This is a genomic window from Robiginitalea sp., assembly GCF_982776155.1.
In genome coordinates, this window is record NZ_CEXZKX010000005.1 from 1 (window position 1) to 16837 (window position 16837).

Below are 16837 nucleotides of genomic sequence, written 5' to 3' on the forward strand. Positions count from 1 at the left end.
GTCCTTGAGACGGGTTTCCGCCTGGGCGGGGGGCCGGTTCGGGCGCGCATCGGGGGGGAACTCTATCGGGACGAGTACTCCTGGGGGACCTACGAAAACCGCTATGAGGAAAACAACGGGCAGGGCAGCCTGCAGGGCGAGCAACTCAGCGACAACAAGGAATTCCGCCGTCAGGACTTCCTGTTCGGCAGCCTGGACTGGCAGGCTACCGGGGCCCTGGGGATCCGGGTGGGCCTGGGCCTGAACGATACGCGGTACGATTTCCGGGACCTGTCCGGGGAGGGTCCCGACAACCGTTCGGCTGCCCGCGACTTCCACCCCGTATTGCTGCCCAGTTTGGACCTCAGGTATTCGTGGCGGGAGGCGTTCTTCACCTACCTGAACGTGAGCCGGGGCTTCAGCAACCCAAGCCTGGAGGAATCCCTCAGCCCGGAAGGGCAGATCAACCCGGATATCGGGCAGGAAAAAGGGTGGAATTACGAAGCGGGGGTGCATTGGACCTCCCGGGACACCCGTATGCAGCTGACGGCGGCCGCCTATACGATGGACATCCGGGACCTGCTGGTTGCACAGCGCGTGGGCCAGGACCAGTACATTGGGAGGAATGCGGGGAGTACCCGGCACAACGGCCTGGAAGTGAGTTGGGAGTACCGTGTCCGACCGGGGGCCGGCTACTCGGTAACCCCTTTTCTTTCCTACACGCTGAATGCGCATAATTTCCGGGATTTTACGGACCAGGATGAGGATTATTCGGGAAACCGCCTGACGGGAGTCCCCAGAAACCGGGTATACGCCGGGGTGCGTCTGGCCGGGGATGCCGGCTGGTATGTAAACGGGAGCTACCAGTATGTGGATCCCATCCCGCTGACGGATAGCAATTCGCTTTTCAGCGATCCCTATGGGCTGGTCAATTTGCAGACGGGGTACACGCTGCCCCTGGGGCGGCAAATCCGGGCGGGCCTGGAATTCGGGGTGAACAACCTGACCAACACCCGCTATGCGAGTTCCGTCCTGATCAACGCCACGGGCTTCGGGGGGTCCGCCCCCCGCTACTACTACCCCGGGAACGACCGCAACTACTATATGGGGATATTGCTCGCCGCCAGTTTGTGAATTATGTGCAACCCCGGGTTTTCAGCGCCCTATGCCCCGGATAGCTTCCGGAGCCACTCCTTCATATCTACTTCCCGTCCGATAAGCGATCCGAGTTGGTCGATGGGCACGCGCTCCTGTTCCATGGAGTCGCGGTGCCGGAGCGTGACCGTCCGGTCTTCGAGCGACTGGTGGTCTACCGTGATGCAAATGGGCGTGCCGGCGGCGTCCTGGCGCCGATAGCGCCGCCCAACCGCATCCTTTTCGTCGTATTGCACGTTGAAATCCCATTTCAGATCGTCCAGGATTTCCCGGGCGAGTTCCGGCAGGCCGTCCCGTTTGATCAACGGCAGGATGGCCGCCTTGGTTGGCGCCAACACCCCCGGGAGCCTCAAGACCGTCCGCGTATTCCCGTCCCCGAGGTCTTCCTCCTGGAGGCAGTGCGAAAATACGGCCAGGAACATCCGGTCCAGGCCGATGGAGGTTTCCACCACGTAGGGCGTATAGTGTTCGTTCAGCTCCGGATCAAAGTACTGGAGCTTCTTTCCCGAATATTTTTCGTGGTTGGCCAGGTCAAAATCCGTGCGGGAGTGGATCCCTTCGAGCTCCTTGAAACCAAAGGGGAACCGGAATTCGATATCGGCGGCCGCGTCGGCGTAGTGGGCCAGTTTCTCGTGATCGTGGAAGCGGTAATTCTCCTCACCCAGCCCCAGGGAAAGGTGCCACTGCATCCGGGCCGCCTTCCAGTGCTCGTACCATTTCTTCTGCTCGCCCGGCCGGATAAAGAATTGCATCTCCATCTGTTCGAATTCCCGCATGCGGAAGATAAACTGCCGGGCGACGATTTCATTTCGGAAGGCCTTCCCCACCTGGGCGATCCCGAAGGGAATTTTCATCCGCCCGGATTTCTGGACATTCAGGAAATTGACAAAAATCCCCTGCGCGGTTTCCGGGCGGAGGTACAGGTCCATGGCGGAATCCGCGCTGGCCCCGAGCTTTGTGCCAAACATCAGGTTGAACTGCTTGACGTCCGTCCAGTTGCGGGAGCCGGATACCGGGCAGGTGATTTCGAGTTCCTCGATCAGCGCCTTTACATCCGCCAGGTCTTCCTGCTCCAGGGAACGCGCCATCCGCTTGATTATCGTATCGGCCTGTTCCAGGTACTTCACTACCCGGGGGTGCGTGGAGACGAATTGTTCCCGGTCGAAGGCGTCTCCAAACCGTTTAGCGGCCTTATCCACCTCCTTTTCCACTTTCGCTTCCAGTTTGGCCACATAATCTTCGATCAGGACATCGGCCCGGTAGCGTTTCTTGGAATCCTTGTTGTCTATGAGCGGGTCATTGAACGCATCCACGTGCCCGGAGGCCTTCCAGGTAGTGGGGTGCATAAAGATGGCCGCGTCGATGCCCACGATATTCTCGTGCAGCTGCACCATGGCCCGCCACCAGTATTCCCGGATGTTCTTCTTGAGTTCGGCCCCGTTCTGCGCATAGTCGTATACGGCGCTGAGCCCGTCGTATATTTCACTCGACTGGACCACGTACCCATACTCCTTGGCATGGGAAATGACCCGTTTAAAGTCGTCTTCTTGTTTTGCCATTGGGCAAAAATAGAATATTCAGGGGAAAATGCGGCCGAATTACTTCAGCTGAAATTCGGTAGTGCTGAGCAGTTTCTCGTCTTCAAAGACATTGAGGGTGTAGATGCCCTCCCGAAGGGACCCCTCGGGCACGGTGATGAAGTCGCAAACATTCAATTCCTCCCCCACGTAAATCAGCTCCACCCGCTTGCTGTAGATATTCCCGTTGACGGAAACGATATTGGCGTTGTCTTCAATAACCCCCATGTCCGGCCCCAGGAACTGGAAGTAGAGGACTTTCTCCTCGGCCCCGGCATTCGGGTCGGCCACAATGGTGACGCAGCCCCGCAATTTCTCGATGGTGGAGGCCTTGTTCGTTTTGATGGGGCGGTTGTTCCGCAGGCGGAACCCGCTGCCTTCCGGGTTTTCCAGAACCAGGTAACTCTTGCGGCGGAGCTCCTGGCTGAGTTGCCGGTTTCGCTCCCGCAAGAGGGCTTCCGCTTCGGCCAGGCTGCTGCTGCGCCCGCGGAGCTCTTCGATCTGCCTCCGGGTTTCCTCGTATTTTTCGGTTATCTGCAGGTTGGTATACTGCAGGTAGTTGTTGCGCAATTTGATGCTGTCAAAACGTGCTTCCAGATTGCGGAGTTCCTTGCGATATTCGCGAAGCTTGGCGATGTCGTAATTCAGGCGACCCACCGAGTCCAGAAGGGTCTGTACGCGTGCGCGGCTGTCCGACAGCTCAATTTCATTGACCTCGTTCAGGGCGGAAAGCCGGTCTACCTCCGTCTGCATGAGCGTCAGGTCCTTAACCAGGAGGTTTTTCTCCTGTTCCAGGTAGTTGATTTCGGTCTGGGATTGCGCATAGCTGTAGTAGAACGCGATCAGGATCCCGACAATAACGGCCACAAGGGCCGCGAATATGATTTTGTAGTTAAATGTCTTCTCCTGGAGGTTCATTCAGAGCGGGCTACAGTAGGTTAACGTTTGACCGGGTTAAAATGTTTGCCAAAGTATCAAAAATAGTAAATGACCTAGAGACCTTCCTGGTACCCTGCCGGTGTTTTGGATGTAATGCGCACTTATATCGGGGAGAGTCCCACCTGTGTGCATTTTGTCGGGATGAATTGCCGCTGACCGAGTACGATTTCCAGTCCGAAAACCCCGTAGACCGGCTATTTTTCGGACAAAGAACCGTTGAAAAAACCTCGGCTTTCCTGTTTTACAGCCCGGGCGGGCTCGTCCAAAAACTCATCCACCAGCTCAAATACCAGGGGAGGGAACAACTCGGGGACCTGTTCGGGGACTGGTACGGGATGCAACTCCGGGCGGAACCGGCCCTGCAACACCTGGATTTTGTCATGCCTGTCCCGCTTCACCCGAGAAAACGACGCCAACGGGGCTACAACCAATGTTCCCGGTTTGCCCGCCGGATTGCCGCCCACCTGGGGGCCCGGTACTCGGAGGGACACCTGGTCCGAACAGCCCATTCCCGGACACAGACCGCCCGGAACCGATGGAATCGCTGGGAGGGAATCCGGGGGGCTTTCTCCCTGCGAAATCCGGAGGAGCTGGAAGGGCACCGCATCCTGCTGGTAGACGATGTAATCACTACGGGGTCTACACTGGAAGCCTGTGCGGAAGCCTTTGCCCCCCTATCCCGGACAACCCTGCTGCTCGCCGCCCTGGCCACGGTTCCCTAGTTTCCCGTTTCGGCATTAAGTTGTTTCTTTGTGGCTGAATAACCCCTGTTTATGGAGATGCTCCGTCGCCTTTCGGCAGCCCTTTTCGCCCTATTCCTGGTCCTGGCGCTTATTCAGTGCGGCCGGCGCGGCACCCCCAGCGGCGGGCCCAAGGACGTTACCCCCCCGGTGCTGGAGCGGGCCGACCCCCCAAACCGCACCACGAATTTTGACGCGGAACGCATCCGGCTGTATTTTGACGAGTATATCCGCGTGGTAGACCTCGATAAACAGCTGATTATCTCCCCTCCCCTGAAATACCCGCCGGAGATTACCCCCCTGGGGAATACGGCCAAATACCTGCAGGTGAAGATCACCGATACGCTCCTGCCCAACACCACCTACACGCTGAACTTTGGCCAAAGCGTGGTGGACAACAACGAACAGAACCCCTACAACCTGCTCACCTATGTGTTTTCCACCGGCGATTACATCGACTCCCTGAGCCTGACCGGGGTGGTGAGCGATGCCTACAATCTGGAGCCGGATCCGTTTATCAGCGTGATGCTCTATGAACTGGACAGCGCCTACACAGATTCCACCATTTATAAAAAACCCCCGTACTACCTCACCAATACGCTGGACAGCGCGGTAATCTTCCGCCTGGAAAACCTCAAGGCGGGCCGGTACAAATTGTTTGCCATCCGAGACGAAGCCAAGAACAATGTCTTTAACCCGAATGCGGATAAAATCGGCTTTGTGGAAGACACCATCACCCTGCCCACGGATTCCACCTATGTGCTGACGCTCTTTCGGGAAACCCCGGCCTACAGCGCCCGGAAACCCACCTATGCAGCAGACAACCGCATCCTGTTCCCCTATACGGGCGGGGAGGCCCCGGAACTCCGGCTGCTGACCCCCGTGCCGGACAGTGTGCGCACGCTCCTTGCCCGGGTACCCGACAAGGACAGCCTGAATTTCTGGTTTACCCCCTGGGAACCGGATTCCATGGTCTTTACCCTGCGCCACCCGCGCCTGGAGGAGCGCATCGACACCTTTTCCGTAAAACCCCTGGACGTCCCCCGGGATTCCCTGCGGGTATCCTGGTCCGGGCGGGGTCAGCTGACCCCGCTGGACTCGGTGTACCTGGAATCCAACCTGCCCTTGGTGGCCACCGATACAAGCCGGCTGGAGCTGGTAGATCAGGACACCGTACCCGTGCCGTTCAGCGCCCGGCTGGACACCGTATACAACCGGCTGTACCTGGCCTTTGAAAAACAACGGGAAAAGACCTACAGCATCCGGGCAAACCCCGGGGCGCTTACAGACTTTTTCGGGGACACGAACGATACGCTGGTGAACCGGTATACCATGGGCAGCCCAACGGAATTCGGGACGCTTCGCCTCCAGCTTGCCGGGGCCACCGCCTACCCGATGCTCGTGGAGATTACCGACAGGTCCGGGAATGTCATCCGCAGCCGGGCGGTGCAGGAAGCGGGGGAGTTGAGCTTCCCCTGGCTCCGGCCGGACACCTACCGGATTCGCGTGGTCTTTGATACGAATGGCAATGGGAAATGGGATACGGGCAGTTACCTGGAACGACGGCAGCCGGAGCGCGTTGCGCACTATCCCGCCCCAGTGGAACTGCGTGCAAACTGGGAAAAAGTAGAAACTTTCACCATCCGGGAGTAAAGGAATCCCGGTCTGCCAGGAAACGCAGTTGCTTCCGGGAAGCCACGAGTTCCTCCCGGTCTATGCGGACCCTGACGATTTCTTCACGCTCCGAGTAGGCCAGCTGCTTGCCAAGCGGATCGTAAGCGACCGAATGCCCCACATAGCTCAGGCCGTTCGGGTCCGAGCCCACCCGGTTTACCCCGATTACAAAGGCCATGTTTTCGATGGCTCGGGCCCTGAGCAGGGTATCCCAGGCGGCTATGCGCGCCTCGGGCCAGTTGGCTACATAGACCAGCATGTCGTAGTCGTCCGTATTGCGGCTCCACACAGGGAAACGCAGGTCGTAACACACCTGGGGCCGGATGGCAAACCCGCGGTAGGAAATTCGGATATTTTTCGTACCCCGTGCGTAGACCTTGTCTTCCCCGGCGAGGGTGAACGTGTGGCGTTTGTCGTAGGTGTGGTACTTCCCATCGGGCTCCACGAAAATGAACCGGTTGGTAAACCGGTCTTCCTGCGGCCATACCAGACTGCCGCACAGGGCGGCCCCGGCTGCGGCAGCTTCTTCCCGCATCCAGTCCAGGGTTTTTGCCGCCTCGCCTTCCTCCATGTGCCTGGGATCCATCGTAAAGCCGCTGCTGAACATTTCGGGCAGGACAATCAGGTCTGTGTTTCCCCTTAAGGGAAGGAGCAACTCCCCGAGCCGTGCCCGGTTCCCGGGCGGGTCTTCCCAGAGGAGGGAGGTTTGTACCAGGGCGATGTCCAATTCCATTTCCGGCAAATCAGCTGTGGGATTCCAGGAATTCCACCAGGCCTTCCCGGCCCTGGTTCCGGGCGTGGTCCAAAGCGGATTCGCCCCGGGCGTCGATGGCGTTGACATCCGCCCCGTTTTCCACCAAAAGGCGTGCAATCCCCTCCTGGTTGAAGGTCACAGCAAAGATCAGGCAGGTCATCCCCATACCGTTGCGCGCATTCACGTCTGCCCCCGAATCTATAAGCAGTTTAGCCGTGTCCGTATAACCCTTGAAACAAACCCCCATCAGGGCCGTATTCCCCGAGCCGTCTTTTTCGTCTATGGGAGCCCCCTTTTCCAGCAGGCAAGCCACCACCTCGTTCTGGTTGTAGTAGGCCGCAAGGACCAGGGGCGTGGAACCCCGCTGGTCCCGGGCGTTGAGCAACTGTGGGTCGGCAGCCAGGGCGCTTTTGACCTCATCGAGGTTGCCCTCCCGGATTTTTTCAAAGAATTGCGTCGTGTCCATAGCTTCAAAAATACAGAATATTGGATAGCCTGATACGCGCTTTCAGGCATTATTCCCAAATCGCAGCTACTGCCCGATTGCATCGTTTTACGTCCTTGGGTAGATCCCCGTGAAGTTTCCCTCCTCGGTTCAGGTTGTGGGAACCGGGTGTGAAGTCTTCCGGTGCCTGCAGTGGCCTCTTTTCCGTGCCATGGCCGCCGCTGTCGTTGTATATCTCCCATTCCCCCGGATTGAACTCCGGATTGGCCCGAAATACCTCGCCCCGGCGGAATGCCCCACCATCCTCGAATTCGTGGGATGTCCCGGACCCGTCCTCCCCCGGGACTCCAAAAATATCCACCCGGTTGCCGAACGGGTCAATAAGGACCAGGTTATCGTCCCCGTTGGAATCGGCAGGTCCATTGGAAGATAACACCGCGTCGGCCGAAAAGCCGTACACGGCCTCAAAAGTTTCGGGATCCGCCGTGCATACAAGCGTGCCCCCGGGTTCTATCCTGAAACCGTCCAGGTTGAACGGGTTCCCGGGTTCCGGATTGGAATTCGTGTACCGCTGCAGGCTCCAGCCCTTGAGGTCGATCGGCTGGTCGCCCGCATTGTACAATTCCAGGAACCGGGCACCTGTTTCATTGTCGGGATCTGCAAGCTCGGAGATAAACAGGCGATCCGAGCTCACGGGTGGGTAACGGTCCGGACACGCAGGGGCCTCCATCTCCAGATCGGATGCGAAACGAAGCAACAAACGGTATTCGGGCGCTTCCCCCAGGAGAATCCCCGTCGCCGTCCCGCTACCCGCGGGCAATTCTTCATCGCGAAATTCGGAATACCCGCTATTGACCAGGCCCAGTCGGGACCCTGTGCAGCTCAGCAGTGGGACCAGGGTTTCTTCTTCCGTTTCGGCAAAGGGCCGTGATTTAAACTCCGGATCGACCTCCACGTCCTGGATTCGGACCAGCGTATGGACCAGGGTTGAATCGAGGCTTTCTGCCCGGACCGCAGTGGGTTGGATCCCCTCGAAATCCCCGCAATCGGGGGCCAGGCGTTCTGCAGTTGCCAAAGCCGGTAAACGATCCATGAAGATATTCCCGAAAACTTCCCTGGGGGTCCCCAGGGCATACCCGGAATCCTGAAGCCCGAGATACAGCCCGGGCAACCAGAGCCTCACGCGGGTTCCCGGCGGGAACAGCGCATCGGAACCCACCAGATCCGTCTTCAGGGCAATGCCTGAACGGGGGTTCTCCGCCAGGTCCTGGATATAGATGGTGCCAAAAATATTGCCTTCCCGGTCGGAGGATGCCACCACGCCGGTCAGGTACCCCTCGACGGTAATTTCCGTTGGGGTCCCCGTATACATTCGAAACAGCTCCGGGAAACCGACAGATGCCTCATTCACGTCCTCGCAATCCGACCCTGTCCCCGGATTCGGATCCGAGGGTTCGCAACCTGTGGATTGGACCAGGGCAAAGATTAACACTACCCTTCCCGATAAATTCCAGATTCGATTTAAAAACTCCATGTCACATTTAAATAATACGTTCTACCATACCCATACCAGTAGCGACTCCCGAAAGAAGGGTGGCCGCTTTGGCGGTCTTCTAGATAATCTGCATAAGTAGCCAGGCGACCCTGCTGGTATCCGCCAGTGAGGTGTCTCGTGTCAAAGGCATTGTTTACCCCGACAAATGCCCCGATATAATGCCCTTCGAACAACCAGGACTTTCCCAGGCTGATATTCAGGAGGTAATATCCCGGAAGCGGCCGTTGCTCCCATATTCTCTGTATTACGGGGTCATCTTCCGATAGAGGGGCTGCGACTCCCTCCGGGTCCCGGCGGAAATCCGGTACATACCGCAGCAGAGCCAGGCTTTCGTACTGGCGCCCCAGGTAATTGGCCCGGACGTCCAGCCACCAGTAGCCCGGGTCCCGGTATCGAACCCCCAGTGAACCCGCCACTGTAGGTCCGCCGGAAATCTGCAGGCCTTCCAGCCGGGCGTTCCCCGCATCCCAGACTCCCGCTCCGGGCAGGTTTGTGGGTTCCCGGGGATCCGGGAAATAGTACATCCGCAATCGCGGCCGGCCCGAATAGGTGAAGGTGCCGAATGCTGAGGCGAAAGTTGCCGTTACGGCCGGCCCCAACTGATACTCCAGGCCGGTTTCAACGCCCCGGTGCAGAGCTGCCAAGCCGGCGGTAATTTCCCGGAAAAAGGCCGAACCAAGGGCTGTTTCGGCATAGTAGGACCGGGCAGACCGCTGGTCGGAAAACCGGGAATAATAGGCGGTAACCCGTCCCTTGATCCTGGGGTACCGCATCCAGTACGTTAGGGCTCCCCCCAGGATTTTCCCGGTCGCTTCCGAGGGAAACGGGCGGTTGTTCTCCCTCGGGTCCACATAGGCTTCGGATAAGAATGGCGGGCGGCGGGACAGGCCGAAAACCCCGTGCATCCCATGTCTCCCCGAAAACCGGTAGCCGGCCCCTGCCCGAACGGACAAGGACTTAAAATCCAGGTTATCTCCTCGGCCCAGTGAAGATTGGGGATACCGACCGTTTTGATAAAGGCCTTCGCGGCGGTACCGGGTAGTCCCTCCCTGGATTCCCCCCCAGGCCTCCCAACGGCCCACAGCCGCATGAAACTGGGCAAAGCCCCGAATGGACCGCGCCCCGAGGGAATACGAGTATCCGGCAGTCATTCCCTCTGTTTTTTGTTCCGGCCCCAGGAGGTTGTTCCCCGTACCACTGAAAGGGTCAGAATCCACATGGTATTCCGCCCCCAGCAAATCCACGAGCCGCTGGCCAAAGTGCAGGTTGGCGTCGGAATATTCCAGGCCGGCGCCCGCCCGGAGATTCCGGCTGATCCGGAAAGTTCCCCGGCTCCCGATATACAAACGGCCGCCCTGCCGGAAATCCCCTGTGACGGCATAGCGGGCACGGCCCTGGTGCTCCGGGTTTCGGTTCGCCGCATAGACGGCATCCCAATTGAGCTGCGGGTTAGAAACGAAAGCTTTCCGGGCAAGATTCGAATTCGAATAATTCGCCCCGATGGGGCTGTTGTAATAAAAAGACGGAAGGTTTCGATAATACACAGGGTCCGGGTTTGCTGCATCGAAATAACTCAACCGTGTTCGGGTTTGATTCTGAACCTGGTAACCGATAGCGGTCTCCCACCGGGTGCCCCTGGCCCGAAATTCGTGGTTGAAAAATATCAGGGGCTCGGATTCCAGGCGCTGGCGCGCGTTTCGGATGACTCCCCCGGACAGGCCCCACCCCGGGTTGTAGCGAGTTCCCATCAGGCCGGCTACCTCAGGGGTCAGGGCCGTGGAAAGACCCCTGCGCGTATTTGCATACACCCCCCCCAGACGGAAGGCATGCTGCGCGTTCGGCGTCCAGTTCATACAGGCATAGACCGCATGGGAATGATAGGGCGTTCCGCGAACGTAACCGGAGGCCCCGTACCTCCACCCGGCGGAAACCATATAGGATAGGCCTGCCTTGCCCGGATGGGAAACGTAGGTAGCCATCAGGCGGTATCGATAGCTCCGGTTACTCGAGGATGCCGTCAACCGCATCCCTTTACGGAGATGGGGGGGATATGCCCGGATATCCGTGAGTCCGAGGGTCCGGCCAAAACCGGCCGGATTGTAATTCCGCCCGGCACTCGACACCCGGTTCCGCGCAATATCCGTAAGCCCTCCCAGGCTGCTCCATGCCGGCCGACCGTCGTATACAGCGTTTAAAGGGACCCCGTTGAACCTCAGGGACACTTCCCGGTTGTCCATCCCGCGCAACCGGAAGAAACCCGCACTAAAATCGAAGGAAGCGCGATTCAGGAACACATCCTGCCGGGCGTGCAGCAGGGGGCTGGAAACCGCTGCGTCCTCCGGGGCGTCCAACTGTTCCCGGGACAGGAGCACCACCTCCGCCTCGTCATCCCAGGTAATTTCCGGCCGCATATACAGGATGCCAAGGTCCGTAATTCCCTGGTCACGGACAGAAACGGTAATTTCCCGGGCGACATAGCCCGCGCAAACCAGGGAAATAATCAAACTGTCCCGGACGGTTTTCAGGGTAAAACGACCGTCTGTCCCGCTCCATACCGCCCGGACGGATCCGCTCGTCCCGGAAGGTTCCACTACCTCAACCCGAACATCCGGCAGGGCTTCCCGGCTCCGGTCGTCCCGCACCTGCCCCCGAACGAGATACTCCTGGGCGCACAAGGCCCGGGGGGCTGCCACCCATAAAAGGAATAGAATATAAACGCCCGCTACTTTTCGCATTTTCCCTGCCGGTTCTGGTTCCGGGATGCAATAGTAGCACGGGGGCCTGCAGGTTCCCTGCGTGGCCGCGTAGTACATTTGTCCGCAGATGAATTGGTATAACGCCAGAAGAGGGATTGCCTGTGTTTTACTGGGCCTGCTGCTCCGGGGATGTTTCCCGCCGGGCCTTCCCGCGCCGGAATCCGACCCTGCACCAGGTTTATCCCCTGGGAATGCTAGGGAGCAAGAGGGATTAACCCCCGGGCACTACCGCATCCGGACCCTTGCTTTTTACAATGTGGAAAACCTCTTCGACACGCGGGACGATTCGCTTACGGCAGATGATTCCAGGACCCCGGAAGGGGAGGATCGATGGACTGAGGAGCGGTATCGGGTGAAACTCCGCCGTATTGCAGGGGTATTGTCGGACATCGGACGGGAAACAGCCATGCGTTCGCCGGATTTGATCGGTTTGTGCGAAGTGGAGAACCGGGCGGTGCTGGAAGACCTCCTGGGGCAAGAAGCCCTGCGCACCAAAGGATACGGGGTCGTTCATTACGATTCCCCGGACCGGAGAGGGATTGACGTGGCTTTTCTGTATAAAAAAGCCTGTTTTACCCCCATCGAAAGTGCCAGTCGGCGACTGTTGCTATACGATACCCGGAACCGGCGCCGGTTTACGCGCGATCAATTGCTGGTGTACGGGGTGTTGGACGGAGAGCCCGTCTATCTGTCGGTAAACCACTGGCCCTCCCGCAGTGGCGGGGTTGCGGCGACGGAAGCTTACCGCAGGGCAGCGGCATCGCTGCAGCGGGACATCCTGGATTCCGTCCTCCGGCTGGATCCGAATGCCCGCTTCGTCTCGATGGGAGATTATAACGACGACCCCACGGATGCCAGCATCCGGTTCACCCTGGGTTCCGGCAGCAGCCGGGACAGCCTGGCATCGCGGGAATTTTTCAATCCCATGGAACCGCTCTTCCTGGCAGGCAGCGGCTCCCTCGCCTACGGGGATCGCTGGAATTTATTCGACCAGCTCATGTTTAACGGAAACTGGTTCCGGGATACAACCGGGTATCGTTTCTGGAAAGCGCGGGTTTTCCGCCCGGACTACCTGCTCACCTCCTCGGGCCCCTACAAGGGCTATCCGTTCCGCACCTATGCAGGCGGTTCCTACCAGGGCGGTTACAGCGACCACCTGCCGGTCTATGCCTTCCTGATACGTAAAGAAATAGCGGCAAACTCCGGTGGGGTCCCGGAAAATCCCGAATAACGGAACCCCGCAGATGAATCAATACGGGGTAACTACGGCCTACTTCGAGCTTGTGCCTACTGCGGCTCGGTAACGACGATGTTCCGCCATTTTACCTTGATGCCGCCCCCGTCGTGGATCTGCAGGGCAATGGAGCCTTCGCCCTGGCCGATTTTCTCGTCGGTGAGCGTAATCATTTCCGTGCCGTTCAGCCAGGAGGTGATGGTGTCTCCGGAGACCATGATTTTCATCGTGTTCCACTCGCCCATCTTTACATCGGGTTTCCCCGCCTCGGGCTTGATGAGCCAGCCGCGGCCATAAGATTCGTAGACCCCGCCCGTATCGTGCCCCGGGGGTGCCACCTCCACCTGCCAGCCGGACACCTTGGTGCCGTCTACTGTGGAGCGGATAAAGACCCCGCTGTTGCCGTCGGACTCCTGCAGGAATTCCAGGGTCAGCACAAAATCCTTGTAGTGCTTATCCGTGGCCAGGTAGCCGTACCCTTTGTCCGGGCCGCTCTCGCACAGCAACAACCCGTCTTCCACATACCACTTTTCGGTGCCGTAGACCGTCCAGCCGGACAGGTCCTCGCCATTGAACAATTCCGTTTCCTGGGCCGCCAGGGGCGCGCATACCAGGGCCAGTATCAGGCAATACATGTATTTCATCACAAGTTGTTTTAAATGGGTTATAGTTGTTTGCAGAAGGAGAATCAGTTAAACCAGTTGGCCCAGGGGATGCGGCTGAGGATCAAAAGGAGCCCCAGGCCGTAAAAGATGGCAATACTCTTGAATTTGCCCTTCCCGTCCAGGAACTTTTTATGGCGCGACCAGCCCACGGTGACCAGAGCAATGGCAACAATATTGATCAGGGGGTGTTCCACGGCCAGTAACCGGGCCGCCGCATTCATCCCGCCCATGCCGAGTTCGCTCAGGGCTTTGTAGCCATTGGTGGACACAAAGTAGAGCACGAGCCCCACCAGGAGCTGGATATGGCAGATAATCAATGTAAATAGGCTCAGCCGCAAGTCCTTCTCCATGGTGAATATCCTGTTTTTAGCCAGGCCTGTGAGGGCATTGGCAACGGCCAGGAACAAAAGTGCCAGGGCCACATAGGCCAGGTAGGAGTGGACAGTTTGTAAGATTTCCATGCAGTCGGTTTTCCCGTAAAGGTATTACTTTTTGGCATAAAAAAACCCCGGCGATACCGCCGGGGTTTTCCCTTGAAATCCGGGAGGGTTGACCTCCCGGAAATTCCCGATTATTAAAAGTTGAAGCGCAGGCTGGCGTTCCAGGTACGGCCGAAGCCAAAGAATACCCGGTTGGCCGTGTTGATCCCCTGAAAGGTATCGTCGCCCGGCTCGGCAAAAATGTTTGTATCCGCTTCGGCGATGTACACTTTGTCAAAGACGTTGTTGACGTTCAGCCGGAAACTCATGGTCTTCTCCAGGAAAGGCATGCTGAAGGTCAGGCCGGCATCCATCAGGCCAAAGGACGGCAGTTTCAGGGCGCCTTCCTCCCCGACGTCCGTGGCGTCAAACTGGGCGTACAGGTTGTCGGCATAGCGGTAGCCGGCGTCCACGCTCAGGTTGTCGAGGATGTTGTAGTCGGCCCCGATAAAGGCGGTGAACTGGGCGGCATCGCCCACCTTAACACCATCGAGCGGCAGGATCTCCTGCTGCTCTACCCCGTCGATGACGATCGGGTTGTTCTCCGCGTCGAAGTACGTGGCACTTACATCGTCCTGATATTGCCAGTTTCCGACAGAAAGCATCCCGGTGAGGGTCAGGGCGTCGGCAACCCGCAGTTGCGCATCCACCTCTACCCCGGTGTGTACCTGGGTAATCCCGAGCAGGTTGGCGCTGCCTCGGATCTCATCCGGCTCCCCGGCATTGAACGTGGCGGAAACAGACTCAAAGCGGTCTTTCCAGCTGGTGCGGTACAGGTTCACGTTCGCGCGGAACATGGAGCTGCGGTAACCGTACCCGAGTTCAAACCCAGTAATCTTCTCGTTGGTGAGGTTCGGGTTGAGCGTGTTGGAGAAGTTGATGTAAACCGCGTCGAACAACGGCTGCTTGCTGTAATAGCCCGCATTGGCGAAGATGTTGTGGTTCGCGTCGATGTTCCAGTTAACACCCCCCTTGACGTTTCCGCCGAGGATGTTCTCGTAATCGGTTTGCTCCGGAGGTACCTCGTTGAAGAATTCCTCCCGGGCAAAGCCCTGGTTGGAAAGCGATCCCTGGACAAAGCCCACGATGTCTTCCGTAAAGCGGTACTCCGCCTGTCCGAAAACACCCATCCAGTTTACGAGGCCCGTATTGTAGTAGTCAATTTTCTCCTCCTCGTCGATATCTCCGAATACCCACCACGGCTGGTTGGCATTGTAGGTTTCAAAGAACAGCGGGTTCGGGTCGTTGTTCTGGTTATCGGTTTGCAGGTAGGCATCCCCCCCGAGCAAGTTGTTCACCCGGCGGTAGTGGTATCCGGTGTAGCGACGCAGGTCGATACCGAAATCGACGGTCAGCTGGTCTGAGAACTGGTTGGTCAGGTTGGCAAGCACCCCGTACCAGTTGTGGGAGTTGATGGAAGCCCGACGGGAAATCCCGTTCGCATCCGAGCGGTCGCCGCTTCCCTGGTTCACATACAGGCCGTTGGTTTGCTCGCGCTGTACGATGGAGCCGTCGAACATGACGGGTGCCCCGCTGTTGTACGCGAAGATCCGGTCTACGTCTACGAGCCCGTTGGCGGTTTTCCAGCGGCCGTCAAATTGGCGGGCACCGGCAGAACGCCCGATCTCCCCGGTTCCACCACCCCGGCCGAAAGAGGCGTAGGTGGAAGTTTCCAGCGTGGAGACCTCGTTGATGTCCCAGGTCCAGTTCAGGCTGATCACCGGCTTGTGGTAGAAGTTCCGGCGGAAGCTGAACTCCTTTCCGTTCAGGTAGCCCCAGTCGCTGTTGTAGCGGCGGTCCGGGTCTACCCCGTTGTCGCTGTACTGGATGTAATCGGCAATCGAGGGGGCAAAGCTCCGCTGGTGGTGCCATTGGGGCGCGCCGGTTACCATGAATTCCAGGTTGTGGTCCCCGGAAGTGTACCCGAGGCCGAGGAAAAAGTTATAGCCTTCAAACTGGGTCCCGTCGGCATACATGCTGCCCGCCGTGCGGCTCAGCAGCAGGGAGGCGGAAAACCCGTTCTCCAGAATCCCGGAAGAATAGGAAGCGATGGATTTAAAGTATTCGTTGTTCCCTACGGTGGCGCCGAAGGACCCGCCCTCGGTTTGCTTGGAACTCTTGGTGATTACGTTGATCGTACCCCCGACAGAGGAAATAGCGAGTTTGGAAGAACCCAGACCCCGCTGTACCTGGATGGCCGAAGTCACGTCCGAAAGTCCGGCCCAGTTACTCCAGTATACCTGCCCGTTTTCCATGTCGTTGACCGGGATACCGTTGATCATCACGGCCGAGTTGTTGGTGTCAAAACCCCGGATGTTCACCCGGGCGTCCCCGAATCCACCTCCGCTCTTGGTAGCGTAGATAGAAGGGGTTGTGTTTAGGATTTCCGGGAATTCCTGGGATCCCAACTTAAGCTGGATCTCCTCGGCCCGTACGGTGGAAACTGCCACCGGTGTTTCCCGGTCCCTGGCGATATCCTGTACCCCGGTTACGATTACGCCTTCCAGCACTTCCACATTGGGCATCAGCTGGATGGTTCCCAGGCTTGCAGACCCGGAGAAAGAAACCTCCTGGGGCATAAACCCGATATAGGTGACCACGAGCACCCCGCTATCCGTACTGGCTTCAAGGGTAAAGTTTCCGTCAAAATCGGTAGTTGTTCCGTTGGTTGTCCCTTTAACGACAACCGAAGCTCCGGGCAGCGGACCACCCATCTCCCCGTCGGTGACGGTCCCGGTCAGCGTCGCCTGAGCATGGCTGGCCATAGCTGCAAAAACCAGGATAAAGGTTAAGGCTAATTTTTTCATGTTCTGTGTTATTTTGGTTTTGAAATGTGGTGCAAAAGTGGCGCAGATTGCGCACTTAAGCATTAAGGGAATGTTAAA

At 58.3% G+C, this 16837-nt stretch carries 13 protein-coding genes; 4 read left to right on the forward strand and 9 right to left on the reverse strand.

The genetic code is table 11. The features are described 5' to 3' along the window. Nucleotides 1-1113 (forward strand): TonB-dependent receptor domain-containing protein (locus tag AC3DKS_RS09600; protein ID WP_488072726.1); only part of this gene is annotated, 1113 nt, incomplete at its 5' end. Between the two features lie 29 nt (nucleotides 1114-1142). Here the strand turns inward: AC3DKS_RS09600 and AC3DKS_RS09605 are convergent. Then, nucleotides 1143-2693, reverse strand: coding sequence for a glycine--tRNA ligase (locus tag AC3DKS_RS09605; RefSeq protein ID WP_015753569.1), 1551 nt, complete (start codon nucleotides 2691-2693; stop codon nucleotides 1143-1145). Nucleotides 2694-2732: 39 nt separating this feature from the next. After that, the gene (locus AC3DKS_RS09610) at nucleotides 2733-3629 is read right to left on the reverse strand and encodes a hypothetical protein (RefSeq protein WP_015753568.1); all 897 of its coding nucleotides are present in this window, start codon (nucleotides 3627-3629) and stop codon (nucleotides 2733-2735) included. 167 nt (nucleotides 3630-3796) lie between these two features. On the opposite strand from AC3DKS_RS09610, the gene AC3DKS_RS09615 reads away from it, so the two are divergent. Next, nucleotides 3797-4372 (forward strand): ComF family protein, encoded by a 576-nt coding sequence (locus tag AC3DKS_RS09615; RefSeq protein WP_474732204.1) that lies wholly within the window; start codon nucleotides 3797-3799, stop codon nucleotides 4370-4372. 51 nt (nucleotides 4373-4423) lie between these two features. Further along, a complete protein-coding gene (locus tag AC3DKS_RS09620; RefSeq protein ID WP_474732207.1) occupies nucleotides 4424-6043 on the forward strand; it encodes an Ig-like domain-containing protein in 1620 nt (539 codons plus the stop codon). Here AC3DKS_RS09620 and AC3DKS_RS09625 read toward each other — a convergent pair. The 4 genes from AC3DKS_RS09625 to AC3DKS_RS09640 are packed head-to-tail and all read right to left on the reverse strand — an operon-like array spanning nucleotide 6027 to nucleotide 11553. Continuing rightward, complete coding sequence (locus AC3DKS_RS09625; protein ID WP_474732210.1) at nucleotides 6027-6797, reverse strand: nitrilase family protein; 771 nt, start codon at nucleotides 6795-6797, stop codon at nucleotides 6027-6029. The two genes, AC3DKS_RS09620 and AC3DKS_RS09625, sit on opposite strands and share 17 nt — an antisense overlap. Nucleotides 6798-6807: 10 nt before the next feature. Continuing rightward, a complete protein-coding gene (locus AC3DKS_RS09630) occupies nucleotides 6808-7284 on the reverse strand; it encodes an ankyrin repeat domain-containing protein (protein WP_015753564.1) in 477 nt (158 codons plus the stop codon). A gap of 49 nt (nucleotides 7285-7333) precedes the next feature. Beyond that, nucleotides 7334-8755 carry a DUF5689 domain-containing protein gene (locus tag AC3DKS_RS09635; RefSeq protein WP_474732213.1) on the reverse strand — a complete coding sequence of 474 codons (1422 nt, stop codon included), beginning with the start codon at nucleotides 8753-8755 and terminating at the stop codon, nucleotides 7334-7336. 29 nt (nucleotides 8756-8784) lie between these two features. After that, nucleotides 8785-11553, reverse strand: coding sequence for a TonB-dependent receptor (locus AC3DKS_RS09640; protein ID WP_474732215.1), 2769 nt, complete (start codon nucleotides 11551-11553; stop codon nucleotides 8785-8787). 88 nt (nucleotides 11554-11641) lie between these two features. On the opposite strand from AC3DKS_RS09640, the gene AC3DKS_RS09645 reads away from it, so the two are divergent. Next, nucleotides 11642-12805 (forward strand): endonuclease/exonuclease/phosphatase family protein, encoded by a 1164-nt coding sequence (locus tag AC3DKS_RS09645; RefSeq protein WP_015753561.1) that lies wholly within the window; start codon nucleotides 11642-11644, stop codon nucleotides 12803-12805. 56 nt (nucleotides 12806-12861) lie between these two features. Here the strand turns inward: AC3DKS_RS09645 and AC3DKS_RS09650 are convergent, their stop codons facing one another. The 3 genes from AC3DKS_RS09650 to AC3DKS_RS09660 all read right to left on the reverse strand — a co-directional run bounded on the left by AC3DKS_RS09650 (nucleotide 12862) and on the right by AC3DKS_RS09660 (nucleotide 16759). Beyond that, a complete protein-coding gene (locus tag AC3DKS_RS09650; protein WP_474732217.1) occupies nucleotides 12862-13452 on the reverse strand; it encodes a 3-keto-disaccharide hydrolase in 591 nt (196 codons plus the stop codon). Between the two features lie 44 nt (nucleotides 13453-13496). Continuing rightward, nucleotides 13497-13934, reverse strand: coding sequence for a hypothetical protein (locus AC3DKS_RS09655; RefSeq protein ID WP_015753559.1), 438 nt, complete (start codon nucleotides 13932-13934; stop codon nucleotides 13497-13499). A 113-nt stretch (nucleotides 13935-14047) separates the two neighbouring features. Then, complete coding sequence (locus tag AC3DKS_RS09660) at nucleotides 14048-16759, reverse strand: TonB-dependent receptor (RefSeq protein ID WP_420592840.1); 2712 nt, start codon at nucleotides 16757-16759, stop codon at nucleotides 14048-14050. Between the last annotated feature and the right edge of the window lie 78 nt (nucleotides 16760-16837).